Source organism: Fusicatenibacter faecihominis, assembly GCF_020686945.1.
In the GTDB taxonomy this organism is placed as follows: domain Bacteria; phylum Bacillota; class Clostridia; order Lachnospirales; family Lachnospiraceae; genus Limivivens; species Limivivens faecihominis.
Map to the genome: position 1 here is coordinate 132,227 of NZ_JAJEPR010000006.1, position 24,613 is coordinate 156,839.

Annotated in this window: 21 protein-coding genes and 1 other annotated feature; of the genes, 2 read left to right on the forward strand and 19 right to left on the reverse strand. The window is 51.1% G+C overall.

Annotated elements, in window-relative coordinates:
• Positions 1–49: 49 nt before the first annotated feature.
• The 16 genes from rpoB to LKD71_RS05715 form a co-directional block, all read right to left on the reverse strand.
• Positions 50–3,895, reverse strand: coding sequence for a DNA-directed RNA polymerase subunit beta (rpoB, locus tag LKD71_RS05640; protein ID WP_227614677.1), 3,846 nt, complete (start codon positions 3,893–3,895; stop codon positions 50–52).
• A 294-nt stretch (positions 3,896–4,189) separates the two neighbouring features.
• Positions 4,190–4,627 (reverse strand): GatB/YqeY domain-containing protein, encoded by a 438-nt coding sequence (locus tag LKD71_RS05645; protein ID WP_227614678.1) that lies wholly within the window; start codon positions 4,625–4,627, stop codon positions 4,190–4,192.
• 117 nt (positions 4,628–4,744) lie between these two features.
• Positions 4,745–5,119: a 50S ribosomal protein L7/L12 gene (rplL, locus tag LKD71_RS05650; protein ID WP_117764355.1), complete on the reverse strand. Its 375-nt coding sequence runs from the start codon at positions 5,117–5,119 to the stop codon at positions 4,745–4,747.
• Positions 5,120–5,191: 72 nt separating this feature from the next.
• On the reverse strand, positions 5,192–5,695 hold the full coding sequence (gene rplJ, locus LKD71_RS05655) for a 50S ribosomal protein L10 (RefSeq protein ID WP_227614679.1): 504 nt from the start codon (positions 5,693–5,695) through the stop codon (positions 5,192–5,194).
• A 70-nt stretch (positions 5,696–5,765) separates the two neighbouring features.
• Positions 5,766–5,895 (reverse strand) — a sequence feature (ribosomal protein L10 leader region).
• A 102-nt stretch (positions 5,896–5,997) separates the two neighbouring features.
• Complete coding sequence (gene rplA, locus LKD71_RS05660; RefSeq protein WP_227614680.1) at positions 5,998–6,690, reverse strand: 50S ribosomal protein L1; 693 nt, start codon at positions 6,688–6,690, stop codon at positions 5,998–6,000.
• Positions 6,691–6,776: 86 nt separating this feature from the next.
• On the reverse strand, positions 6,777–7,202 hold the full coding sequence (gene rplK / locus LKD71_RS05665; protein ID WP_178045382.1) for a 50S ribosomal protein L11: 426 nt from the start codon (positions 7,200–7,202) through the stop codon (positions 6,777–6,779).
• A gap of 81 nt (positions 7,203–7,283) precedes the next feature.
• The gene (nusG, locus tag LKD71_RS05670; protein WP_178045383.1) at positions 7,284–7,799 is read right to left on the reverse strand and encodes a transcription termination/antitermination protein NusG; all 516 of its coding nucleotides are present in this window, start codon (positions 7,797–7,799) and stop codon (positions 7,284–7,286) included.
• 19 nt (positions 7,800–7,818) lie between these two features.
• Positions 7,819–8,037, reverse strand: coding sequence for a preprotein translocase subunit SecE (gene secE / locus LKD71_RS05675; protein ID WP_178045384.1), 219 nt, complete (start codon positions 8,035–8,037; stop codon positions 7,819–7,821).
• Between the two features lie 34 nt (positions 8,038–8,071).
• Positions 8,072–8,221, reverse strand: a complete 150-nt coding sequence (gene rpmG / locus LKD71_RS05680; RefSeq protein WP_117764415.1) for a 50S ribosomal protein L33 — start codon at positions 8,219–8,221, stop codon at positions 8,072–8,074.
• 131 nt (positions 8,222–8,352) lie between these two features.
• Entirely contained in the window at positions 8,353–9,225 is an 873-nt protein-coding gene (sdaAA, locus tag LKD71_RS05685; RefSeq protein WP_227614681.1) for an L-serine ammonia-lyase, iron-sulfur-dependent, subunit alpha, read from the reverse strand.
• A gap of 2 nt (positions 9,226–9,227) precedes the next feature.
• Positions 9,228–9,893: an L-serine ammonia-lyase, iron-sulfur-dependent subunit beta gene (gene sdaAB / locus LKD71_RS05690; protein ID WP_178045386.1), complete on the reverse strand. Its 666-nt coding sequence runs from the start codon at positions 9,891–9,893 to the stop codon at positions 9,228–9,230.
• Positions 9,894–10,005: 112 nt separating this feature from the next.
• Positions 10,006–12,006 carry a beta-galactosidase gene (locus tag LKD71_RS05695; RefSeq protein ID WP_227614682.1) on the reverse strand — a complete coding sequence of 667 codons (2,001 nt, stop codon included), beginning with the start codon at positions 12,004–12,006 and terminating at the stop codon, positions 10,006–10,008.
• 18 nt (positions 12,007–12,024) lie between these two features.
• Positions 12,025–13,848: a hypothetical protein gene (locus LKD71_RS05700; protein WP_227614683.1), complete on the reverse strand. Its 1,824-nt coding sequence runs from the start codon at positions 13,846–13,848 to the stop codon at positions 12,025–12,027.
• A gap of 2 nt (positions 13,849–13,850) precedes the next feature.
• Positions 13,851–14,735: a carbohydrate ABC transporter permease gene (locus LKD71_RS05705; protein ID WP_227614684.1), complete on the reverse strand. Its 885-nt coding sequence runs from the start codon at positions 14,733–14,735 to the stop codon at positions 13,851–13,853.
• Positions 14,736–14,747: 12 nt separating this feature from the next.
• Positions 14,748–15,650 carry an ABC transporter permease gene (locus LKD71_RS05710; protein WP_227614685.1) on the reverse strand — a complete coding sequence of 301 codons (903 nt, stop codon included), beginning with the start codon at positions 15,648–15,650 and terminating at the stop codon, positions 14,748–14,750.
• A gap of 66 nt (positions 15,651–15,716) precedes the next feature.
• Complete coding sequence (locus LKD71_RS05715; protein WP_227614686.1) at positions 15,717–17,378, reverse strand: extracellular solute-binding protein; 1,662 nt, start codon at positions 17,376–17,378, stop codon at positions 15,717–15,719.
• A gap of 225 nt (positions 17,379–17,603) precedes the next feature.
• On the opposite strand from LKD71_RS05715, the gene LKD71_RS05720 reads away from it, so the two are divergent.
• Together LKD71_RS05720 and LKD71_RS05725 are read left to right on the forward strand one after the other, a co-directional pair.
• Positions 17,604–19,313, forward strand: a complete 1,710-nt coding sequence (locus LKD71_RS05720; protein WP_227614687.1) for a sensor histidine kinase — start codon at positions 17,604–17,606, stop codon at positions 19,311–19,313.
• Positions 19,291–20,667: a response regulator transcription factor gene (locus tag LKD71_RS05725; RefSeq protein ID WP_227614688.1), complete on the forward strand. Its 1,377-nt coding sequence runs from the start codon at positions 19,291–19,293 to the stop codon at positions 20,665–20,667. Before LKD71_RS05720 ends, LKD71_RS05725 begins: the two co-directional genes overlap by 23 nt.
• Here the strand turns inward: LKD71_RS05725 and LKD71_RS05730 are convergent.
• Genes LKD71_RS05730 through LKD71_RS05740 form a run of 3 tightly spaced genes read right to left on the reverse strand, consistent with a single transcriptional unit; the run spans position 20,664 to position 24,504 of the window.
• A complete protein-coding gene (locus LKD71_RS05730) occupies positions 20,664–22,295 on the reverse strand; it encodes an ABC transporter ATP-binding protein (protein ID WP_227614689.1) in 1,632 nt (543 codons plus the stop codon). The genes LKD71_RS05725 and LKD71_RS05730 overlap by 4 nt on opposite strands.
• Positions 22,292–24,037, reverse strand: a complete 1,746-nt coding sequence (locus tag LKD71_RS05735; protein ID WP_227614690.1) for an ABC transporter ATP-binding protein — start codon at positions 24,035–24,037, stop codon at positions 22,292–22,294. Before LKD71_RS05735 ends, LKD71_RS05730 begins: the two co-directional genes overlap by 4 nt.
• Positions 24,037–24,504, reverse strand: a complete 468-nt coding sequence (locus LKD71_RS05740) for a MarR family winged helix-turn-helix transcriptional regulator (protein ID WP_227614691.1) — start codon at positions 24,502–24,504, stop codon at positions 24,037–24,039. Before LKD71_RS05740 ends, LKD71_RS05735 begins: the two co-directional genes overlap by 1 nt.
• Between the last annotated feature and the right edge of the window lie 109 nt (positions 24,505–24,613).

Here is a 24,613-nt window from a genome sequence, read left to right on the forward strand (position 1 = left end):
TTCCCGCCGGCCGCCTTACTCAGACAGCCGGACGGTTCCATCCTTTTTCTTACTCTTCGTCACCGCTATCCAGGGATTCATCGAGATCTACATATCCGTCGTCGTCACTGTCATTGGACTCGTCTACGTCTACCAGATCTCCGTCAGAAAATTCCTGTTTGGTATAACCGTCGAATTTCTCTTCGCCGCGGTTATAATCATGATCACCCTCGATTACAGAACGGAGGTCTGTATCGCCGTAATCAATGTTTTCCATGATCTCGACTTCTGTATGATCCTCACGGAGCACTCTCACATCCAGTCCAAGAGACTGCAGCTCTTTCAGCAGAACCTTGAAGGACTCGGGGATACCCGGAGCCGGGATATTCTCGCCCTTGATGATGGCTTCGTAGGTCTTCACACGTCCGACTACATCATCGGATTTAACAGTCAGGATCTCCTGCAGGGTGTAGGATGCACCGTATGCCTCCAGGGCCCAAACCTCCATCTCTCCGAAACGCTGTCCTCCGAACTGTGCCTTACCACCCAGAGGCTGCTGGGTAACCAGGGAGTACGGGCCGGTGGAACGTGCGTGGATCTTATCGTCTACCAGGTGATGCAGTTTCAGGTAATGCATGTGTCCGATGGTTACCGGGCTGTCGAAATACTCACCGGTACGACCGTCACGAAGTCTTACCTTACCATCTCTGGAAAGGGGAACTCCTTTCCAAAGCTCGCGGTGATCTCTGTTCTCATAGAGGTAATCCATAACCTCCGGAAGCAGCTCTTCCTCGTGTTTTGCTTTGAACTCTTCCCAGGACAGGTTCACATAATCGTTGGCCAGATCCAGGGTATCCATGATATCTACCTCGTTTGCGCCATCGAATACCGGTGTGGCGATATTGAAGCCCAGAGCTTTGGCAGCAAGGCTTAAGTGAATCTCCAGCACCTGTCCGATATTCATTCGGGACGGCACACCAAGGGGGTTTAGAACGATATCCAGCGGACGACCGTTGGGCAGGAAAGGCATATCTTCCACAGGGAGTACTCGGGAAACTACACCCTTGTTACCATGACGGCCTGCCATCTTATCGCCGACGGAAATCTTACGTTTCTGTGCAATGTAAATTCTTACGGACTGATTTACTCCCGGAGGAAGCTCGTCGCCGTTTTCTCTTGTGAAGACTTTGGCATCCACAACGATACCGTAAGCGCCGTGTGGAACCTTCAGGGAGGTATCTCTTACCTCGCGGGCCTTCTCACCGAAGATAGCTCTTAAGAGTCTCTCCTCTGCGCTCAGCTCGGTCTCTCCCTTCGGAGTTACTTTTCCGACCAGGATATCACCGGCACGGACCTCAGCACCAATACGGATGATTCCGCGCTCGTCCAGATCCTTCAGAGCCTCGTCGCCGACACCCGGAACATCACGGGTGATCTCTTCCGGTCCGAGCTTGGTGTCACGGGCTTCTGCCTCATATTCATCAATATGAACAGATGTATAAACATCGTTCATGACAAGTCTTTCGCTTAAAAGAACAGCATCCTCGTAGTTGTAACCTTCCCAGGTCATGAAACCGATCAGCGGGTTCTTACCAAGAGCAAGCTCTCCATTGCTGGTGGAAGGACCATCTGCGATTACCTGTCCTTTTCTTACCTTCTCGCCCTTAAAGACAATCGGTCTCTGGTTGTAGCAGTTGCTCTGGTTGCTTCGGGAGAATTTGGTCAGATGATAGGTATCCTTGTTTCCATCTTCTCTCTTGACAATAATTTCCTTGGAGGTGGAGCGCTCTACCACACCAGCGTTCTTTGCTACGACGCAGACACCGGAATCAACGGCTGCCTTAACCTCCATACCGGTTCCTACAACAGGAGCCTCGGTGGTCAGAAGCGGCACGGCCTGACGCTGCATGTTTGATCCCATCAGAGCACGGTTTGCATCATCGTTCTCCAGGAAAGGAATCAGGGCCGTTGCCACGGAGAACACCATCTTCGGGGATACGTCCATGTAGTCGAACATCTTACGCTCGTACTCCTGAGTCTCCTCACGGTAACGACCGGATACGTTCTTCTGGATGAAGTGACCTTCCTCGTCCAGCGGGGTGTTAGCCTGTGCTACATGGTAGTTATCTTCCTCATCAGCGGTCATATATACAACATCCTCGGTAACGCGGGGATTGTTAGGATCAGTTTTATCGATCTTGCGGTAAGGAGCCTCTACGAAACCGTACTGGTTGATTCTTGCATAGCATGCAAGAGAGTTAATCAGACCGATGTTCGGTCCCTCAGGGGTCTCGATGGGGCACATTCTTCCGTAATGAGAATAGTGTACGTCTCGAACCTCGAATCCGGCTCTGTCTCGGGACAGACCGCCAGGACCAAGGGCAGACAGACGTCTCTTATGAGTCAGCTCACCAAGCGGGTTGTTCTGGTCCATGAACTGGGACAGCTGGGAAGATCCGAAGAACTCTTTGACAGCTGCGGTAACCGGCTTGATGTTGATCAGGGACTGCGGGGAAATGTTATCCTGATCCTGGGTGGTCATACGCTCACGAACGACTCTCTCCAGTCGGGAAAGACCGATGCGGTACTGGTTCTGAAGCAGCTCACCTACGGAACGGATACGACGGTTACCCAGATGGTCGATATCGTCGTCATTTCCGATGCCGTACTCCAGATGCATGTTATAGTTGATGGAAGCGATGATATCCTCTTTCGTGATATGCTTCGGAATCAGCTCATGGATGCTGTCATGGATGGCTTCTTTGATGGAATCCAGATCGTCATTTTCTTCCAGAATTTTTTCAAGAACAGGATAATATACTGATTCTGTAACCCCAAGCTCTTCCGGATCTACGTCCACGAAGCTCTTAAGGTCAACCATCAGGTTGGAAATAACCTTGATCTTGCGCTCCTCGCCCTGAATCCAGAGATAAGGAACTGCTGCGTTCTGGATCTTGTCAGCCAGATCGCGATCTACCTCGGTACCTGCCTCTGCCAGGATCTCGCCGGTGGTGGTGTCGATGACATCCTCTGCCAGCGTATGTCCGCAGATACGGTTTCTGAGGTGAAGCTTTTTGTTGAATTTGTAACGTCCAACCTTTGCCAGGTCATATCTTCTGGGGTCGAAGAACATGCTGGTGATCAGGCTCTCTGCGCTCTCTACTGCCAGCGGCTCGCCCGGACGGATCTTCTTATAGAGTTCGAGAAGACCTTCCTGGTAGTTAGTGGCCGTATCCTTTGTCAGGCTGGCCAGAATCTTGGGCTCCTCACCGAAGAGCTCGATGATCTCCGGGTTGGTGCCAAAGCCGAGAGCACGGATCAGAACAGTGATGGGAACTTTTCTTGTACGGTCTACACGCACATAGAAAATGTCATTGGAGTCCGTCTCATATTCCAGCCATGCACCACGGTTCGGAATTACTGTACAGGAATACAGCTCTTTTCCTAATTTATCGTGTGCGATTCCATAGTAGATACCCGGTGAACGAACCAGCTGGCTGACGATTACTCGTTCAGCGCCGTTGATCACGAAAGTACCTGTGTCAGTCATAATGGGAAGATCACCCATAAAGATCTCATGCTCGCTTACTTCGCCGTTCTCTCTGTTGTGAAGACGTACACGAACTTTCAGCGGAGCTGCGTATGTGGCATCCCGCTCCTTGCACTCTTCAATAGAGTACTTCACATCATCTTCGCACAAAGTAAAGTCCACAAATTCCAGGCTGAGCTTTCCACTATAATCCTCGATCGGAGAGATGTCATCAAAAACTTCCTTCATTCCTTCATCAAGAAACCACTTGTAGGAATCCTTCTGAACCTCAATGAGGTTCGGCATTTCAAGTACCTCTTTCTGTCTGGAATAACTCATACGGAAGCTTTTGTCACTCTTCACTGGACGTATTCTGTTTTTCTCCATTGACGTTTCACCCCTGTTCTTTCTATATATAAAATATCAAATTGATTCTCCCATTTTTGGGCATACTTATCCCGTCTGGGTATACTCCTACACAATAGTGCATTGTTTACTGTACCACAAAAAAAAATCAATGTCAAGTTCTTTTTGATTTTCGGAAATTTTCGAAAAATTCATCCATATGAGACGGTTTTCTGCCCCGTTTTTCCGTCATTTTTCCCATAAGAAAAAGAAAGACAGCCACCCTCTCACGCTTCCGCCCTCGGAATGACTGTCTACCTAATTATATATGCGCCCTTACTTGCAGAGATCCGCAACCACCTGATTGATGACTTTTCCGTCGGCCTTGCCCTTGAGCTCGCCCATAACAGCCTTCATGATGGCGCCTTTGTTCTTGGTGGCGATGACGTCAGCGAATTTCTCCTCGATGACTTTCTTCACTTCCTCAGGAGAAAGCTGCTTCGGAGCGTACTGGCTGATCACATCGTAGCGGAACTGGTACTCTGCCTTTAAGTCCTCTCTGGCTACGGGGCAGGTATCGATCTGCTCTTTTACGGTCTTCAGCTCTTTTAAGATCACCTGATCTACCATACTCTCGGGAATGTCATCCCGGCAGCCTGCGTCGATGCCGGCTTTCTTTGCTGCGGATACCAGAGAAGAGATCGCTTCTTTTCTCTCTTTATCCTTTGCCTTCATAGCTGCTACCATGTCTTTTCTCAGTTCCTCGATCGTCATTGATTTTTCCTCCTGTCATGATTATTCGTATTCCCGTACGGAATAAATTTTGGAACAAAAGTAAAAAGCGGCCATGGATCGCTCCACAGCCGCCTGAACTTTCAGCTTCTTGAAAAATTATTTCAGGGTAACTTTTGCTCCCTCAGCCTCAAGTTTGGTCTTCATCTCCTCAGCCTCTGCTTTGGAAACGCCCTCTTTAACTACCTTCGGAGCGCCGTCAACTACCTCTTTAGCCTCTTTCAGACCAAGACCAGTAGCCTCACGAACTACTTTGATAACTTTAACTTTGTTCGGGCCAACCTCGGTCAGCTCAACGTCGAACTCAGTTTTCTCCTCAGCCTCAGCTGCGCCAGCGCCAGCTGCTGCTACAACAACACCTGCTGCTGCAGATACGCCGAACTCTTCCTCACAAGCTTTTACCAGGTCGTTCAGCTCAAGTACAGATAACTCTTTAATCGCATCGATAAATTCTGCGGTAGTTAATTTTGCCATTTTATTTTCCTCCTGTAAATATGGTATTTTATACGGTCTGACGATCAGACAGTTCCGTTTACTTGCAGATGATTAAGCCTCTGCGGGAGCTTCGCCGTCTTTCTCAGCGATCTGTTTAATAACACGAGCAAAGTTTGCAATCGGGGACTGCATACTTCCAAGAAGTCTTCCAAGAAGAACCTCTCTTGCCGGGATATCAGCCAGAGCTTTGATACCAGCCTCATCGTAGTACTTATCCTCTACGACACCAGCTACCAGTTTGATAGCTTTTACATCTTTTGCATATTTTGCAAGGATTCTTGCCGGAGCAGTTGCGTCATCTTTGGAGATTGCAAGTGCGTTCGGTCCATCCAGGTGTTTGCAGAGCTCTTCACAAGCAGTTCCCTTGAATGCAAAGTTCATCATTGTATTCTTGTAAACTTTGTACTCAACACCAGCTTCTCTCAACTCTTTACGAAGAGCAGTATCCTGCTCAACGGTGATTCCGCTGTAAGTAGCAAGCACAACAGACTGTGCGCCCTGGATCTTGCTGCTGATCTCTTCAACAACCGGTTTCTTCAGTTCTACTTTTGCCATGATTGGTGCACCTCCTTATAGATTTTGTGCAGTCAGGCGACTGCATGATCCTGACCTCTCGGTCGGGTGTACCGCCGTAAAAAAACCTCCCTGTTACCAGAGAGGACCCAAGTCAATCATACAATCAACTCTCCTCGGCAGGCGTTTTCATCCTTATGCCTTGCGGCACCTGCTGTCTTCGGCAGTTTTCTATTGCATTATAGTACACGGTGCCGGGTATGTCAAGCACTTTCTTTAATTTTTTTATAAAAGAAGAACCGCTTCCCAGCAAGCTGGAAAACGGCTCTAAGTTTCGCTGAATCTTATGCAAATTTAGCGGTATTCAGTTTCACACCCGGTCCCATGGTCGGAGCGATGGTAACGCTCTTCAGGTACTGACCCTTCAGGGTGCTGGGACGAGCTTTGATAATTGCATCCATAAGCGTCTGGAAGTTGTCGCGTAACTGCTCTTCGGTAAAGGAAGCTTTTCCGATGGGCACATGAATGATATTGGTCTTGTCAAGTCTGTACTCGATCTTACCTGCTTTGATATCCTGAACGGCTTTGGTTACGTCCATGGTTACGGTACCGGCTTTCGGGTTCGGCATTAAGCCTTTGGGTCCGAGAACACGACCGAGACGTCCAACAACACCCATCATATCCGGGGTAGCTACTACTACGTCGAAATCAAGCCAGCCTTCGTTCTGGATCTTCGGAACCAGCTCCTCAGCGCCTACAAACTCAGCGCCTGCAGCTTTTGCTTCCTCAGCTTTGGCATTCTTTGCGAATACCAGGACACGAACGGTTTTACCAGTTCCGTGCGGCAGAACAACTGCACCACGGATCTGCTGGTCAGCGTGACGTCCGTCACAACCGGTTCTGATGTGAGCCTCGATGGTCTCGTCAAATTTTGCAACTGCTACTTTTTTCACTAAAGCAACTGCTTCGTCGGTATCGTAAAGGGTTGCGCGGTCGATCGCCTTAGCAGCCTCTACGTATTTCTTTCCTCTGTTCATACTAAATTACCTCCTGGTGGTGTTTGCGGGAATATCCCTCCCACGTATCGTTATTGTCTACAATCAATTTCACTGACTAAACTAAATTAGTCCTCTACAGTGATACCCATGCTGCGTGCGGTACCAGCGATCATGCTCATAGCGCTCTCGATGGTAGCTGCATTCAGGTCCGGCATCTTCATCTCAGCGATCTCACGGATCTTGTCTTTGGAGATGGTAGCAACTTTAGTCTTGTTGGGAACTCCGGAACCGGATTTCAGGTTGCAGGCTTTCTTCAGCAGAACTGCTGCAGGCGGGGTCTTGGTGATGAAGCTGAAGCTTCTGTCCGCATATACAGTGATGACAACGGGGATGATCAGATCGCCCTTGTCAGCGGTTCTGGCGTTGAACTCTTTTGTAAACTGAACGATATTTACACCATGCTGACCCAGTGCAGGACCTACTGGCGGAGCCGGGGTAGCCTTTCCTGCCGGGATCTGTAATTTAATATAACCTGTTACTTTTTTTGCCATTTTAGGCACCTCCTATGTGGTATTGTCGGGGGTTTCCCTCCCACTTCACGAAAGCGCGAATTTACTTTCGGAATTTACCTGTTACAACTTTTTCACGTCGGTGAATGCTATCTCCACCGGCGTATCTCGACCAAACAATTCTACATTGATGGTAACCATCTGTTTGCTGTGGTTCATACTCTGGATGATGCCGACAGTATCTTTCCAGACACCACCGGTAATTGTGACGGAATCGCCTTCCTGGAAGTCCACTTCCAGTTCCCCGGGCTGAATGCCCAGCGGCTGCATTTCCTCTTCGGTCAGCGGAACCGGCTTTGATCCAGGACCAACGAATCCGGTAACACCGCGGGTATTTCTAACCACATACCATGTGTCATCGTTCATAACCATGTTGAGAAGCACATAGCCAGGAAACAGCTTTCTCTGAACCTGTTTCTTCACACCGTTGCGTACCTCCACAACATCCTCCATGGGGACCCGAACCTCCAGAATCTGATCTTCCAGATGGCGGTTCTCGATGGTTTTCTCGATGTTGGCCTTTACCTTGTTTTCATACCCTGAATAAGTATGAACTACATACCAGTTTGCTTCTGCCATATCTTCACCCTTGTCCTTATTATTTCACTAAGAAATCAATACCGTATTGTACCACGAAGTCAACGACGGCGATCAATACACCAAGTAAGATAGAAACAACTGCGACAGCAAGAGTCTCTTTACCGAGCTCTGTTTTGTCCGGCCAAATGATTTTATGAAACTCAGATTTCAGACCGTCAAACCAGCTCTTTTTCGGAGCTTTGGCTTTCGTCTTCTCAGCCTTAGCAGAATCTCCCATATCATTCACTCCCTTGCGTAGTTCCTACCGGAAATTACTTGGTTTCTTTGTGTAAAGTGTGAGTCTTGCAGAATCTGCAGTACTTCTTAGTCTCCATACGTTCGGGATGAGCTTTCTTATCCTTCATCGTATTGTAGTTTCTCTGTTTACACTCAGTGCATGCCAATGTGATCTTTACGCGCACAACCTCCACCTCGCCTTCTTAAATTTCATTTGCTGTTCGATGTTTTTTAGGCATAAAAAAAAGACCTACTTCCATTCGCTCGTCTATCTTACCATAGTCCATGTGGGGAAGTCAAGTCTTTTCTTTACTTTTTATTTACCCAGGAAATTTTCCGCCACTTCTTTGCCGAAAGGCGTGCCGGCAAGGCCACCCAGGCCCGTCTCCTTAAGGCTGCTGTTCATCTGGTCGCCCACCTCTTTCATGGCATCGATGACCTGATCCGGCGGGATCCGGCTCTCAATACCGGCAAGGGCCATATCCGCGGAGGAGAGGGCATTCATGGCTCCCACCACGTTTCGTTTCACGCAGGGCACCTCCACAAGCCCCGCCACCGGGTCACAGACCAGGCCGAGCAGGTTCTTGATGGCCATGGCCGCCGCGTGGATGATCGCTTTTTCGCTGCCGCCGTGAAGAGCCACCAGAACCCCCGCCGCCATGGCGCTGGCCGTACCGATCTCTGCCTGACAGCCGCCGCTGGCTCCGGCGATATAGGCTCTGGCCGCGATGACCTGGCCAATGCCCGCCGCCGTATAGAGAGCGTCGAGAACTTTCTCCTCCTCCGGCTCATATTTTTTCACATAAGGAACGAGAACCGCCGGCAACACGCCGCAGGCCCCGGCTGTGGGAGCCGCCACGATCCGCTTCATACAGGCGTTGCACTCGCCCATCTTGAGGGCTCCTGCGATGACCTGCCCTGCGAAGGCTCCGCTTAAGGGTTCATGCTCCGCCAGATATTTTTCCATAATGCCGCCCTGACCTCCCACGAGACCGCTCCTGGAACGCTCGTTTTCCTTATAACTTCCCGCCGCGTCCCACATGGCCTGCCAGAGAGCGGCCATCTGTTTTCTCGAATCCTCCCGGGTGACACCTCTCTCGTTGAGATCGTCCTGAAGTACCGCCTCGCAGAACGGAATCCTGTCTTTTTCGCAGGTGTCAAGGATCTCCTGCAATGATGTAAACGCCATGATCATTTTCCCCCTGTACTGATATATGTCACCTTCAGGATGCCCTTTAAGCTCTGAAGGATATTGAGCACGCTTCCGTCGATCTCCTGGTCAAGCTCCACCACCATGACGGCCCGGCCGCCTCTCCGGTCACGGTAAACGGACATCGTCGCGATGTTGATGGAGAGCATCGAGAGCATCGTCGTCACTTCCGCCACGCGGCCCGGCTGGTCCACATGGTTCACGACGATCGTCGGCATCTCGCAGGTGCAGTTGAGCTCGATGCCGTCCAGCTCGTTGATCATGATCCGGCCGCCGCCGAGGGAACAGGCCTGGACCTTCCTCTCCCGCCCGTTTTTTCCTTTTACATGAAGAACCACGGAATTGGGATGGGCTCCCTTGAGATCTGCCGTCCCAAAGGTAAACTTCATGCCTTCTTTTTCCGCGATGGCAAAGCTCTCCGGAATCCGCATATCATCCGGCTCCATGCCGAGAAGCCCGGCGATGATGGCCCTATCGGTGCCGTGGCCTTTTCCCGTGGCGGCGAAGGAACCGTACATACGGATATCCGCCTCCACCGGCTCCGCCCCCAGAAGCTTCCTTGTCATCAGTCCGATCCTTGCGGCCCCCGCCGTGTGGGAACTGGATGGTCCCACCATCACAGGACCGAGAATGTCAAAAATGTTCATTTTACTGCCCTCTTTTTCTATAGTTTTTGTCTTTCCCGCCGTCTGTTTCCCATTCTAACACAGGCCGCCTAAAAAAAGAAGTCCGGATTCTTCTTTTCCGGACTTCTCTGAATTATTTTTCAATTAAGCAGACATCATATTTTTTCAGCACCGTTTCTTCTGTAAGATCTGTTCCTTTCAAGAGGTCTTTTCTGCCTGCGAAAACAGCCGGAAGCTTCTGCTCTTCGTCCTTAAAGTTCATGACAAAGTAGAGCTTTTTCTCACCCTGCTGCCGGCAGATGACCTCAAGACCGGTCTCTTCCGGAATGAGGCTTTCCACGCCGGCTTCCTCAAGAGCCATCTTAAGAATATGGGCTTTTCCAGCCTTCTCCAGCTGGGTGCCGATGTAGTAAACGCGGCCTTTTCCGAAACGGTTCCGGGCTGCTGCCGGTTCTCCCGCATAGAAATCTTCCTCATAGACGCCAAGGCTCTCCGCACCCTCGAGATGCATGCGCTCGCAGACGAGATTACAGGAGTAATGCGTTCCGTCCATGGTCACGCCGTTCTTCTGCTCCGGAGCCAGGGCGTCGATCTCCTCCACCCAGAGGCCGGCCATTTCCCGTAAAGGTCCCGGATAACCGCCGAGATATACGTTGTCGGACTGGTCCACAATACCACTCATATAGGTGGTCACAAGGATGCCGCCCTCCCGGACGAATTTTTCCAGGGATTCCTTCATGTCTTCTTTTACCATATATAAAACGGGAGCCACGATGATCTGGTAGCGGCTGAAATCCGCGTCCACAGGAATCATGTCCACGGGGATATTTTTGTCATAGAAGTATTCATAATAGGAATGGATCTGATCCTCATAGCGAAGGTCGATGGAGGGTCCGCTGGTGTACTCCAGGCCCCAGTAGTTGTCCCAGTCAAAAATGATGCCCGCTTTCGACTCGTTCCGGCTGCCGGGGATCAGGCCGCTTAAAGCCTCCAGCTCTTTTCCCAGCTCCTGCACTTCCCGGAAAACTCTCGTGTCCTCGGTTCCCGCGTGGCTGATGACTGCGCCGTGGAATTTCTCGCAGGCTCCGCGGCTTCTCCTCAGCTGAAAGAACTGGATCGTATCCGCGCCGTGAGCGACAGTCTGCCAGCTCTGGGCCCGCATCTGGCCTGGGCGCTTCAGGGAGTTGTAGGGCTGCCAGTTCTGCTGGCTCGGCGTCTGCTCCATCAGCATAAAGGGAGCATTTTTCAAGCCCCGCATCAGATCGTGACGCATGGCCGTGAGACTCCAGGGCGTGTTGTAGGCCGGGTAGTTGTCCCAGGAGACGATATCCATCTCTTTTGCCCATTTGAAATAGTCCAGCTCTTTATAAGTACCCATGAGGTTTGTGGTGATGACGGCCTCTTTGTCGTATTTCCGGATAGCGTCCCGCTCGTCCATGTAGTTCTGAAGCATGCTGTCAGAATTGAACCGCTTGTAGTCGATGGAGAGACCGGCAAAAGCGCTCCGCTCATCCCAGAGACCCTCGCTTAAGGAGTTCGGCGCTACGATCTCCTCCCAGTCGTAGAAGGTGTGGCCCCAGAACTCGGTGTTCCAGGCCTTGTTCACTGCATCCAGCGTGCCATATTTCTTTCTCAGCCAGATACGGAAGGCTTTCTCGCAGTTTTCACAGTAGCAGGTTCCGCCGTACTCGTTGCTCACATGCCAGCATTTCACATGGGGATTGGAGGCATAGCGCTCGGCAAGCTTCGCTGCCAGAGCCACGGAATACTTCCGGAAGACCTCGGAGTTCGGGCAGGCATTGTGGCGCTGACCGAATTTGTGGCGTCTGCCCTCGTAGTCCACGCGCTCAACCTCCGGATATTTCCTGGCCATCCAGGCCGGAAGGGCTCCTGTGGAGGTGGCGAGCACGATGTCGTAATCCTCTTTGTTCAGCATCTCGATGATCTCATCCAGCTCGGAAAAATCGTAAGTTTCCTCGGAGGGCTGGATTTTTGCCCAGGAAAATACATTGATCGTGGCGCTGTTGATGCGGGCATCCTTAAAAATCCGCATGTCCTCCTTCCAGACTTCCTTCGGCCACTGATTGGGGTTGTAATCGCCCCCGTACAAGATACGTTTGATTTCTTTTCCCATAAGTGATTTCCTCCAGTCTTAACGAATGTTGGCGTAAAGCCCCCAGTCCTGATCATTGGCATAGGGATCGAAGAAGGCCGCTCTCCGGTCGTTGACTTCAAGCGGATAGACGTAAGCGCAGGAAGCCCTTCCGTCCGTAAAAAACAGCGGAAGAACGCCGCGAATGGATGCCTCGCCCCGTCGAATCCAGTTCTCGTCCTTTAAAATTTCCCCGTACATTTTAAACACTTTTCCCGTGAGGGCGCTCCAGTAATGGGGGAAAGTATCCCCGTAATAGCGCCTCTTGCCGAACCAGTAGCCGTCCCAGTGACGGATAGCCACCTCGTTCAGGTGATAGTCGGGCTGCATGCCGTTGAACAGTTCCAGAATCTCTACCTGCCTGGCTCCTTCGTCCAGATATTTCTTGTCCCCGGTCAGGAGATACACTGATAATATCACATCCGCCGCCGGAGCTACAATAGACTGCTCGTAATTTACCTCGGAAGCGGGGTAATTTTTTCCCACCTCGCACAGATGGTCTGCATGGTCCACAAAAAGCTCCAGCAACTCGTCGTATTCCTTCTGCCAGCCTGCCTTTTTGAGTTCCCCCATGACCAGCGTGACCGGCAGCTCGATGGGATAAAATTTCCTGCCGCCTTCCTTATAATAATGCCGGATAACCTGACAGCTGTATCTCAGATCTTCATCCTGTTTCCAGAGGCGGTAAATTTCCGCAAAAAAGGTCGCAGCCCAGGGAGCATTGTAGAGCCGTTTGAAACTGTCATCCATTCCTGCGTCGTTACAGGTCTTTCCAGTCTCCACATCTACCAGTTCCCGTTTCACATAGGTGAGATATTTCTTCAGGCTCTCCTCCAGCTCCGGCTGGCTTCCAGTTTTTTCGCCCTGGAGGAAGCGAGCCATGAGAACGCCCATTCCGATCCGCTCCCGGCCGCCGTTGAAATCATTTTCCGGTCGGTAAATCTGCCGCTCTTCCTCGTTGTCGTAGATGAGATAAGCGCCCTTCAACATTCCTTCTTTTTCATACTGCTGGTGCTCTGCAATAAAATGGCAGCGCTTTTCTGTCAGGCTGTGAATCTCTTCCTGCACGAACAGACGACAGCGCGTATGTACCTGATCCGCTGCGATCTCGAAGACTTTTTCACCGGGCTCTGCTGCGGTGAAAGTATAAGTGTAAATGCCATCCTCCTCGGTCAGAGCCTCTCCATTTACGGATACCTGTTCCGCCTGGAAAGCCGGACGGATCGTGAGCACGCTTTTCTCTCCGGGAAACAGCACATAGCGATCTGCCCGGACATCCACGAAATGAGGATTGTACTCCCCTGCTTTTTTGAGGAAATCCTCTTTTCCCTCATGAGGGAAAATCACCCAGCGGATGACCTTCTCCTCCCCGGCCTCCAGCTCCATGCCTTCGGGATGCAGATAAAAACAGCCGCGGTCATTGCTCTGGCGGAGAAGATTCCGCCGGACGCTGTAGGCCGCGAGGCTTCCCTCCGTCACTACCATGCCAAGATGGGGCGCTTCCCCTCCCATCCGGAGAGCGCAGATCCAACTCACATCCTTTCCGCAGAAAAGATGGGTGTGGCAGCGTCGGATAAGGCTGGTCTTGCTGTCCTCATACTGATCCGGCACCGGAAAGGAAATCTGGATATCTTCTATATTTGTAAAATAAGGCTTTTTCCCTTCATTTTTGATCCGGATCTCCGTCCGGACCACATCGCCCTCCCGGACACTGGCGCTTGTCGCGGAGAGCTCCTCCGGCACGCCCACCTCCCCATAGGGAAAATCAGGCCGGACCCAGTTCATTTCGTAGGGGTCGTTTTTGAATATCAGTTCTTTCATCATCTTTACTCCTTTACTCCTCCAAGGGTGATTCCGCTCACAAAATATTTCTGTAAAAACGGATAGATACACAATACCGGTACCATGGAAATGAAGATTTTTGCTGCGTTCATGGTGGTATTGGACATCATGGATGCCTGCTTGATCTGCTCCGCGGTCATGGTGGATGTGTCCACCTGGAAAATCAGCTGCTTGATATAGGTCTGCAGGGGATAATATTTCTCTCCGGTGGAAAGAACCAGACCCTGGAAAAAGTCATTCCACTGGGTTACGATCGTGAACAGAGCGATGGTGGCCAGCACGGGTTTGGAGAGAGGCACCACCACCCGGGCCAGAATATACCAGGCTCCCGCTCCGTCCACCATGGCGGCTTCCTCCAGCTCTTTCGGGATCTCCTGGAAAAAATTTACCATAAGGATCAGGTTAAAAACCGGGATTCCGCCGCAGACAGCCAGGCCGAAAACACTGTTGGTCAGGCCATATTTTTTCATGACCATATACCAAGGGATCGTTCCGCCGGAAAACAGCATGCAGAAAACAAACATCCACAGGATCACATTCCGGGCCGCAAATTCCTGTTTCGTCTTCGCCAGGGGATAAGCCGCCATGGTAAGCACCGGAAGGGTGATCACCAAGGAGAGTATAACCCTTTTTACAGAAACAAAAAAGGATACAAAAAACGCTTTTTCACCCATAATTTCTTTGTATGCCTGAAGGGTGAAGCCCACGGGCCAGAAAGTCACAAGACCGGCCTCCGCCGCCTCCTTGGAACTGAAGGAAACGGCCAGATTATAAAGAAGCGGGAGCAGACAGCTTAAGGCCAGAATGACCAGGATCACCACAAAGAATCCCTGAAGTATGCGGCTTCCCACTGTTTTTTTCTCTACCATATGAAAACCTCCTCAGAAAATGCGATAGTTTGCTTTTTTATACGCAATGAGATAGGACAGCGAGATCATTAGAAAACCGATGACGGATTTCAGCAGTCCCACAGCCGTTGCCAGGGAGAACTGAAGATCATTTAAGCCCACCCGGTAAACCCAGGTATCGATGATATCGCCGGTGGAATAAACAGCCTGATTGTAAATGTTGTAGATCTGATCGAAGCCCGCGTTGAGGATATTTCCCAGAGCCAGGATCGTCATAAGCACGATTACCGGCTTGAGTCCCGGCAGCGTGATGTGCCACATCCGGCTCCAGCGCCCTGCCCCATCAATGGCTGCCGCCTCATATAAGGAAGGGCTGATGCCGGTGAGGGCCGCCAGATAGACCACGGCGTTAAAGCCAAATTCTTTCCAGACATCGGTACCGATGGCCAGGGTCCGGAAAAGCTTTGAGATTCGAAAAAAAGCGATGGGCTCCATTCCAAGAGCAGAGAGTACCATGTTGACCGGGCCGTAGAGGCCGAACACATCCAGAAGGATACCGCCCATAATAACCCAGGAAATGAAATGCGGCAGGTAAACGACTGTCTGAATGCAACGCTTGAAGGCCACATTTTTGATCTCGTTGAGGAGCAGGGCGAAGATCACCGGAACCAGCACATTCAGAAGAAGCTTGCCCACGGCGATGACAATCGTATTGGTAAAAATCTGAGAGACGTCTTTGAGCTGAAACATATACTCAAAATTTTCCAGTCCAATGAATTTGGAACGGAAGATTCCCTTGCCCGGGTTGAAATCCTGAAAGGCCATGATGATGCCGAACATGGGAACGATATTGATGAGAACCATCCAGACCAGCGCCGGGATCACCATGATACAGTAGGCTCCTTTTCTGGATTGAAAGATATTCTTTTTCTGCATAAGGCTTTCCTTTCTGAAAAAGGGTGTTCGGAATATTTTGCATCCCGTCCACCCTTTTCCTGTGATTTATTTCTCTGTCAGTGCCTGTACTTCCTCTGTGATCTCAGCTCCGCCCTCAGCGTTCCACTCTTCTACGAAGGTGTCAAAAGCTTCGATGGGCTCCTCGCCGATGATGATCTTCAGGAAGGTCTCGTCCTCTTTTTTCTTCAGGTTGGTCCATTTGCGCTCCATGGTCTCTGTCTGGGTGTAGGTGATACTGTACACTTTATTTACAATTCCTTCCGCGGAAGCTTCTTCCACAGCGGAAGATCCCATCAGCAGGGAGTAAAGTCTGCCGAAGTTGGTGTTGTCGGTGTTCCATTTTTCAATACTCATATCGTCATAGGGCGCTTCCAGACAATCTGGCAGAGCAGCCAGATCTGCCTGTAAGAGTTTGTAGTTCAACGGATCAAATTCCGGAACCTCTTCACCTTTCATCTCTGCATTGAGAGCCTGAACAGAATAGGTATTTTCATCCAGCGGTGTGATAACGACACGTCCGGGATAATAGCTGAGGTCCAGATCGGTCTCTGACTGGAAGGTTCCCTCATTGACACGGAGATAATTATTCAGAAGGAAAGCTGCCTCCGGATGCTCGTAGCCTTTCCGTACGACACAGTAGGAACCGCCCACACCGGCAAGCTTCGCATACCACTGACCGTCTGCTGCGAGAGGAGCCGCATAAGCTTTCCACTCCATATCCGGCTCGTTGGCAATGCCGTCTTTTACATTGTAGCCATGCCACCACGGGGAGAAAAGGATGCCGACTTTACCGCTCTTCCAGGCCTCGTCTGCGTCTTTCCGGACACCCAGCTCCTGATCGAGGATTCCGTCCTCATACATCTTATTCAGCTCTGCCAGGGCTTCTTTCGTCTGCTCTGTCGTGGAGCCATAGACCGCCTTTCCCTCTTCATCCTGCACCCAGTAGCCCGGGTAAGCCTGATATGCCTGGAAAATACCGTCGAGATTGTTCAGGTTGTTCGTGGAAAGAAAGGTGTTGTAAACCGCGCCGTTGATCGTCGGACCCACGATACCGATGGTGTTTTCTCCGCCCATCTTATTGTCCACGAAGGCTTTTGCCACCGTTTCCAGCTCCTCAATCGTGGTTGGCGCTTCCAGTCCCAGCTCATCCAGCCAGTCCTGACGAATCCACATGAGCACATAGCCGTCGGCCTCCACCTGCACGCTGGGGAGCGCCAGAAGCTTGCTGTCATAGGTGGCGTTTTCCAGGGCCTTTCCGTCTGTGGAATCGATGTTCTGCTTGATGATATCGCAGGCGTAAGTGTCGTAATAGTCCGTGAGATCCTCCAGCATATCGGACTGAGCCAGCTTCCGGAACTGCTGCTCGTTCACCACCAGAATATCCGGAATGTCGTTGGCTGCGATGGCCAGATTCAGTTTTTCATTATAATCGGAAGAGGAAGCGGACCATTTTACGGAAATATCAATGTTCATATTGTCTTTGATAAACCGGGTATAATAGTTGTCTGTGGCTGAATCGCCCTCCGGCATGGTGATGGTCGGATTGATGGACTGCACGATCTCCACCGTTACCGGATCCTCATATTTTCCCAAAGGACTTACCGCTCCGCTTTCATCCACCGGAAGATTTTCCTCTGCATGTACGCCAGTGGCTCCGCTCAGGGCCATCAGGCAGGCAAGACTTAAAATGACCATTTTTCTTTTCATTCTCGTTACCTCCCATACGTTCTTGGTTTTGTTGATGAGCCTATTATAGCGTTTTTTCCGCCAGATTCAGACTCACTTTTCCCACCGGAACGAGGACTTTTCTCTCCTGTTTTTTCCGAAATATCATAAAAGTGAACCCTTTCGTAAAAGCAGTCCACCTTCCTCTATTGACAAGGATTTTCCGTCAATTATAATAAAACTATATCATAAAACGGGAGGGAGTTTATGAAAATCTCATTAAAAATGCGGGTCTTTATCGTATTTTTCGGCGTGCTTTTTCTGCTAGTCGGCTCTTATCTTTTCACCGTCACGCGCTTTATCACCCGCTTCACCACCAAGCAGCTGAATGATGATTACAACAGCCTTCTTCTGGAGGTCAGCGAGACGATGCAGAACCTTCTCTGGAATCTCACCCTGACTTCCGGCCAGCTTCTGGACAATGACGAGATTCAGGATACGATCCTCGCCTATCAGTCCTCTTCCTCACCCTACATTCGTCAGGAATACTACTCTTCCTTATTAAAAGATATCACGATGCTGACCATGGCAAACAGCGACGTTTCCCTGCTCTATCTCTACGACAATGAGGATGAGGATTTTATTTTCAGCAGCTTTCCCGTTCAGGAAAACAGGACCGGCGAACTTCCCGTGCTCTACGAAAATTCCGCCTTTGTCTTCTGCGGGCCCTGCTTCAGCCAGAGCAACTACAACGGCAATCCGGTACTGATCTTAAACCGTACGGAAACCCTTCCCAATGGAAAAAACGTCACCCTCTCCATCGAGTCCGGCTTCTACTCCCTGACCCGCCTTCTGGAGATCGCCTCCCGGAAAGAGGCTTTTCTCGCCGTCACCGGCGCTTCCGAAGAGCTCCTTTACACCAATCTTCCTTCGGCTTCTTCCGCACTTCCGGCTCTCCTGGAAAAAGGAAAAAACGCCGATTACCGGAGCCTCACCAAGGAAATGTCTCAAGGCTGGAAAGTCTCCCTCATCCTTCCGGACCAGATCTATATCCGGGATTACTATCATTCCCTCCGGGATGTCCTTCTCTGCACGCTGTTGATCGCCGTCCTCATCGGCGCTCTGGCCTTCTATTTCTGGAAGAGCGTCTACACGCCGCTGCAGCTTTTCGACCGGCAGCTGGAGGAGCTTCTCACCGACGATTTTGACGCTTCTGCCATGCATTCGTCCATTCCTGAATACGAACATCTCCTCGGAAAAGTCTCAAAGCTCCAGCGCCAGATCCAGGAGATGATCCAGAAAATCATCCGTCAGGAACAGGTCAACACCAAGACCCAGACCGAGAAGCTCCGGGCCCAGATCAACCCGCACTTTCTTTTAAACACCTTAAATACCATGCACTGGATGGCGCTTATCAACAAACAGCCGGAGATCGATTCCATCACCCAGACCCTCTCCCACCTCTTAAGCTACAACCTGGACAAGGACAACGTCTCCACCAATCTGGAACGGGAGCTTTCCGCCCTCCAGGAATATGTCCAGCTTCAGAAAGTGCGCTACGATTTCCGTTTTGAGATCCTGCGGCCTGAAAACGGAGAGCCGCTGAACTATCCCTGCCCCAAGTTTCTTCTACAGCCCCTGGTGGAAAACGCCCTGAAACACGGCTACCTTCCTGGTATGGAAATCCGGATCGCCGTCAGCGTCGGCGAACGAATCTCCGTCACCGTCAGCGACACCGGTTCCGGCATGAAAACGGAGACCGCAGCCGCCATCAACGCCCAGTGGCAGGGCGCTCACTCGGAAGCCCTTCCCGCCTTCGGAATCGGCCTTTCCTATGTCATCCGGAGTCTCCATGAATTTTTCTCGGAGGACTGCTTTTTTGAAGTGCAGAGCGAGGAACAGAAAGGAACGACGTTTTTGATAGAAATACCCAAACAAAAAGGAGCTGGATATTATGCTGAAAATTCTGATCATTGATGACGATATGCTGACACGAAAGGGCATCCAGATGCTGATGCCCTGGGAAAAACATGAAATGAAGATCGTTGGAGAGAGTTCCAACGGACAGGAGGCCCTGGGTTTTCTGGAAGATCATGCCGTGGACCTGGCCCTCGTGGATCTCGATATGCCGGTCATGGACGGAATGACCTTTATCGAAAAGGCCTCAAAGCTCTATCCCGACCTCAACTATGTGGTCCTGACGGTCCACACGGAATTTGAATACATTCAGGGAGTGCTGCGGGCCGGGGCTATCGACTACATTGCCAAGACCCAGTTTGACAAAGAAAATTTTGATCAGATCTTGGACCGGATCTCCGCCGCCATCCAGAAAAAGACGGCCGCTTCCGCTTCTCTTAATTGGAAAGAATGTAAAATTCTCTATCCTGCTCTCTTCGCCCTGGTCACTGTGGACACAGAAAACGAGGAGATGGTATTTCAATTTCTGGAAATGAATAAATTGAATGAAGAAAAGGATTTGTATGAACTGCTTCCCGGCGTCTGGGTCTTTCCTTCCGAGAAGAACAGTTTCTTTTTTCCGGAAAATTTCACCAATTCCATGCTGCTCCACATTCAGGATGTGGCCGAGATGACTTACGCGGAGCTCGGAAAACTACTGCGCTCCTACGTCCGCAATCTCTTTTTCTACGATTACCGACCCATCCACGCCGTAAACGAGAAGCACGCCTACGAGCTCCAGGAAAAGATCTCCATCCATCATACGGAAAGCATCGAAGCTCTGAAAAAGGAATGGCTCTCCCTGAACTGGGTTCACGAAAATTTCCTCTTCGATCAGATCCGCTTCGATTTAAAGAACAGCAGACTAAAACCCGCCAGCCTGTACCATCTGCTCCTTTCACTGGAAAATGTCTGGAACTCTGCGTACAGCGAGCTGACCGGCAACGCCATCCAGCTTCCCGCCGTCTTCCATAACTGGACCGAGGTGGAAAACTGGCTTCTGGCTGTGTATAAAAAAACAAATTATTTTCAGGAAAATTCGAGATACTCAAGCGCCGTCACCCGAAGCATCCTGAATGTGAAAAACTTTGTGGACGCCCACTATCAGGAGCCCATCGACTCCACGGAAATCGCTCGGAACGCCCAGATGAGCTACGGCTATTTCAGCCGCTGCTTTCATGATATCATCGGCGTCTCCTTCAGCGACTACTGCAGCCAGATCCGGATCTCCCACGCCAAAGAGCTGCTCCTTAACACGGACAAGACTGTCCAGGAGATCGCTTTTCTTACCGGCTACAACAACGAAAAATATTTCAGCCGCATTTTCAAGAAACTGACGAACGTAAGCCCCAGTGAGTTCCGGAAAAACGCTTAAATCTGAAGAATTCGTCCCATCTTCGCGGAAGTCCGGTGGGAGATAGAGATCACCGTGCGGTTTTCGGAGACTCGTTTCAGGGCATCGAGGACTTCTTTCTCGGTCTCGGCATCCAGGTTGGCTGTGATCTCGTCGAGGAGAAGAAGGTGCGGTTCTGCGGCTGCGGCTCTCGCGATGGAGAGGAGCTGCCATTGACCCTGGGAGAAAAGCTCCGGCGTGCAGACTGTATCGTAACCTTTTTCCAGACTCTCGATGGCCCCGGAAAGGCCGGTGAGCGCAGCTGCGGCCCGCACCTGTTTCTCGGAAATTTTTTTATCATAAAGGGTGATCTGATCCCGGACGGTTCCCGGCACCATGTGGAAGGACTGCTCCACATAGCCGAAGAGTTTCCGCCGGTCTTTTTCCCTGATTTCGGAGGAGGGAACGCCGTGGATCGTGACACTGCCCTTCTGGGGTTTGTAAAGACCGAGGAGCAGCTTCATGATTGTGCTCTTTCCGGCTCCGGTCCGGCCCGCCAGAGTGACCTGATCGCCATCCAGCACCTGGAAGCTTAAGCGATCCAGCACCACATGTTCGTCGTAACCAAAGGTCACGTTTTTCAGTTCTACAAAGGGCAGTTTTTCCTGCATCTTCTGTTCTTTTTCTTCTAGAGGCTCTTTCTCCTCCAATTCGAAAAATTCATTGATCCTGTGGATGCCGGCCAGGGCAGACTGGATCGTCTGAATCTCCATGCCAAGGCTCTCCACCGGGCCGAAAATCTGGGAAATATAGTTGATGACAGCCACGGCTGTTCCGGCTGACATACCGAAGAAGGCCAGAACTTCCGGATTTCCGCTGGCGGAAAGGAGCATGACAACGGCTACCACAATCGCATTCAGAATCAGGATCACCGGTGAATAGACGGCGTCATAGAAATTCGTCCGCTCCATAGCCTGATAGCTCTCGCCGATGTACTGGTCGTAACGCTCTTCCATATAATTCTCTTTGCCGAGGCAATGGATCGTCCGGATGTTGTGCAGGGTCTCCGGCACATGGGCGGAAGCCCGGCCAACGGCTTTCCGGTTCGCGATCTGGGCTGCCAGCATATTTTTCTGCACATGTCTCGTAAACCCGAAGAGGAACGGAAGGATCACGAGCAGAACGAGGGTCAGACCGCAGTTCTGAAACCAGATCACGACCAGAATGCTGACGATCTTGCAGGCGTCCGCAAACATGCTGATGATACCTGAGGTAAAGAGATTTTCCACGGTGTCCACATCACCGACAAAACGGGAAACCAGCGTACCCGGCTCCTGCTGGTTGATGCTGTCCGCCGTGAGGTTCACAAACTTTTCCATCAGCCTGCTTCTTAAGGCGTGGGTGATCTTCTGGCCGAAGACCGTGAGAAGTCCTTCTCTTGCTGACTCCAGAAAACCAGTCAGCGCCAGCATGAGAAAATAAAGAACGATGAAGGGCACGGAAACGCCTGTCCCCGCCGTGATGGTATCGACGATCTTCGCCAGAATCAGCGGAGGGATCAGCGTCGCAACGACGGCGCCCACAACGGCTACAACAATGCCCAGAGAAAGCCATTTCTGCTTTTTCACGGTGTCAAAGATTACATTTCTGACCATTCCTTTTTGTTTCATGACTCTCTCCCTCCTTTCTCTTCCTGCTCCTCAAAGAGTTCCCGGTACTCCGGCACTTCCCGGAGCAGATTTTCGTGAGTATCTACCTTCGCCTTGCCATTTTCCATCCAGATGATCTGATCCATCTCCGGAAAAAGATAGAGCCGATGGGAAATCAGAAGCACGATGTTATCTCTGACAAGCTCTTTTAAGTTGGCAAAAATCTGTCTTTCTGTGGTCTTATCAAGGGCTGAGAAAGGATCGTCCAGAATCAGCACCGGCTTTTTATGGCAGAGGGTTCTGGCCAGTGCCAGCCGCTGTCCCTGTCCGCCGGAGAGGCGCACGCCGCCGTTTCCAACGAGGGTCTCTGTTCCATCTTCCATTCCGGCAACTTCCTGATCCAGGCAGACGGCCTTCAGGAAATCGTCCACATTTTTGTTCTCACCCATCAGAATGTTGTTTTTCACGCTGTCGTTGAAAAGCTCCGGATCGTGGCCAAGATAGCCGATGGTTCCGGTGCGCTCCGTATCCCTCATCGCGCGGAGTTCTTTTTCATCACAGGAAATGCTTCCCTCATAGGGATATTCGCAGAGGAAAACTTTTCCCAGCGTGGATTTTCCACAGGCCACAGAACCCGTGATACCAATGATCTCGCCTTTTTTCGCCGTAAAGGAAATGTCATCCAGGATCTTCTTTCCGTCGGGATAAGCGAAGTTGACATGTTCCACTTTGAGCTCCCGGCATACTTTTTTCTCCTGAGATCTGTCTTCTTCCGGCTCCTCCTTCGGCGCCATCAGAGGCTTGATGCGGTTCCAGGAAACCTGGGCCTTATGTACGGCATTGAAAAGCTTCGCCGCGCTGGAAGACTTGACGGAAAGCTTCACAAAACAGGCCAGGAAGGTCGTGAAAGCGGCGATACTCCAGCTTTTCCAGCCGGTTCCCAGCACATTTTTCTGACCGAAACAGAGGATAAAGAGCAGGCCTGCCATAGAAATGACCCGGTAAACCGGCGGCATGGCTGTGTTCCAAATATTTGCTTTTATCGCTGATTTTTCGTAGGCGGTAAGGTCAGCTTCATAGGCTTCCTGCCGTTCCTTCTCACAGCCGAACACCCGGTAGGTGATGGCATTCTGGGCCCGGTCCAGGGTTGCCGCGCTTAAAAGCCCGGACTGTTTCTTATAGGCTGCGCCCGTGCGCTGGATCATTTTTTTCATTTTCTCCGCCGTAATATAGGAAATCGGCGGGAAGAGCATGCTGAGAAGCGCCAGCCGCCAGTCATAACAGAGAAGCATGAGCGCGTAAGCTGCCAGAGCAACGCCCGTATCGAAGATCTCCGTCGTGAACTTCCGCATGCCCTCGGCACAGTCGTCCACGTCTAGGATCGCTTTGGTCATCACATCGCCTTCGCCCTCTTCCTTTAAGCTGGCCCGGCTCTTTGTAACGAGGCTCCGGTAGAGCACCTGCTTCATCCGACGGTTGACGTTGTTGGCGAAACGCCTCACATAGAAACGTTTCACATATCTGGAAACCTGTACGATGGCGATGGCCGCCACATAACCCAGCACCAGGCTCAACATGGCGGCAGTCTCACTGTTTCCGTTCAGGATATCCACCAGGCAGCCGGTCATTTTTCCTTCAAACCAGGGTCCTGCCAGAAGCCCCAGGTTGTAAATGAGACCGGACAGAGTAATCAGGACAAGCACTTTCCACTCCAGCCTGAAATAGGCCAGCACCCGGTCCGACTGAAACCGTTCCTTTTTCATCACTTCTCCTCCTCTTCCAAAAGCTTCGCCACATCTGTAAAGCCCTTCTGCCGCTGCCGTTTGGACTTCCAGTAGAGCGTATCAAGAGTCTTACAGAAGGCTTCTTTTTCCTCCCCGGGAAGCTCTGACAGAAGCCATTCATAAAAGACCGTCTCGATGTGGGCCTTGGAATTTTTCAGTTTTTCCGCCTTTTCCGTGGCGTAGAGAAGCTGGCTTCTGCCGTCCTCCGGGTTCGGCTTCCGGACAAGATAGCCTTTTGCTTCAAGACTCGCCACCCGCTTGGCCGCCGCTCCCTTGTCAATCTTCAACGTCTCCCGGACCTTCGTCTGGGTGATTCCCGGATTGTGGCGAACCAGATGGATCACATCAAATTCCGCGGTCCCCACTCCCTCTTCCTTCATGGTCTGCACCGTAAACTTGCTGACCTCCCGGGCGATCTTTGTCATTTTTCTTTCCGTGGCATCCATAAATATCTCCCTTCTCTCCTGCGAGCACACATCTAGTACAGTGAAAATTAAGTATCTGCTATATTGACGCAGGATGATTTCTTCATATGCAAGGCGGAGGAATGAGGCG

What these genes read in the sequence shown, in the direction of transcription:
- rpoB (WP_227614677.1), bottom strand. Translation starts at nt 3,895, where the DNA reads ATGGAGAAAAACAGAATACGTCCAGTGAAGAGTGACAAAAGCTTCCGT.
- LKD71_RS05645 (WP_227614678.1), bottom strand. Translation starts at nt 4,627, where the DNA reads ATGACGATCGAGGAACTGAGAAAAGACATGGTAGCAGCTATGAAGGCA.
- rplL (WP_117764355.1), bottom strand. Translation starts at nt 5,119, where the DNA reads ATGGCAAAATTAACTACCGCAGAATTTATCGATGCGATTAAAGAGTTA.
- rplJ (WP_227614679.1), bottom strand. Translation starts at nt 5,695, where the DNA reads ATGGCAAAAGTAGAACTGAAGAAACCGGTTGTTGAAGAGATCAGCAGC.
- rplA (WP_227614680.1), bottom strand. Translation starts at nt 6,690, where the DNA reads ATGAACAGAGGAAAGAAATACGTAGAGGCTGCTAAGGCGATCGACCGC.
- rplK (WP_178045382.1), bottom strand. Translation starts at nt 7,202, where the DNA reads ATGGCAAAAAAAGTAACAGGTTATATTAAATTACAGATCCCGGCAGGA.
- nusG (WP_178045383.1), bottom strand. Translation starts at nt 7,799, where the DNA reads ATGGCAGAAGCAAACTGGTATGTAGTTCATACTTATTCAGGGTATGAA.
- secE (WP_178045384.1), bottom strand. Translation starts at nt 8,037, where the DNA reads ATGGGAGATTCTGCTAAGGCTGAGAAGACGAAAGCCAAAGCTCCGAAA.
- sdaAA (WP_227614681.1), bottom strand. Translation starts at nt 9,225, where the DNA reads ATGGCGTTTACATCATTGCAGGAGATCCTTGACACCTGCGAAAAAGAC.
- sdaAB (WP_178045386.1), bottom strand. Translation starts at nt 9,893, where the DNA reads ATGAACATTTTTGACATTCTCGGTCCTGTGATGGTGGGACCATCCAGT.
- LKD71_RS05695 (WP_227614682.1), bottom strand. Translation starts at nt 12,006, where the DNA reads ATGGGAAAAGAAATCAAACGTATCTTGTACGGGGGCGATTACAACCCC.
- LKD71_RS05700 (WP_227614683.1), bottom strand. Translation starts at nt 13,848, where the DNA reads ATGATGAAAGAACTGATATTCAAAAACGACCCCTACGAAATGAACTGG.
- LKD71_RS05705 (WP_227614684.1), bottom strand. Translation starts at nt 14,735, where the DNA reads ATGGTAGAGAAAAAAACAGTGGGAAGCCGCATACTTCAGGGATTCTTT.
- LKD71_RS05710 (WP_227614685.1), bottom strand. Translation starts at nt 15,650, where the DNA reads ATGCAGAAAAAGAATATCTTTCAATCCAGAAAAGGAGCCTACTGTATC.
- LKD71_RS05715 (WP_227614686.1), bottom strand. Translation starts at nt 17,378, where the DNA reads ATGAAAAGAAAAATGGTCATTTTAAGTCTTGCCTGCCTGATGGCCCTG.
- LKD71_RS05720 (WP_227614687.1), top strand. Translation starts at nt 17,604, where the DNA reads ATGAAAATCTCATTAAAAATGCGGGTCTTTATCGTATTTTTCGGCGTG.
- LKD71_RS05725 (WP_227614688.1), top strand. Translation starts at nt 19,291, where the DNA reads ATGCTGAAAATTCTGATCATTGATGACGATATGCTGACACGAAAGGGC.
- LKD71_RS05730 (WP_227614689.1), bottom strand. Translation starts at nt 22,295, where the DNA reads ATGAAACAAAAAGGAATGGTCAGAAATGTAATCTTTGACACCGTGAAA.
- LKD71_RS05735 (WP_227614690.1), bottom strand. Translation starts at nt 24,037, where the DNA reads ATGAAAAAGGAACGGTTTCAGTCGGACCGGGTGCTGGCCTATTTCAGG.
- LKD71_RS05740 (WP_227614691.1), bottom strand. Translation starts at nt 24,504, where the DNA reads ATGGATGCCACGGAAAGAAAAATGACAAAGATCGCCCGGGAGGTCAGC.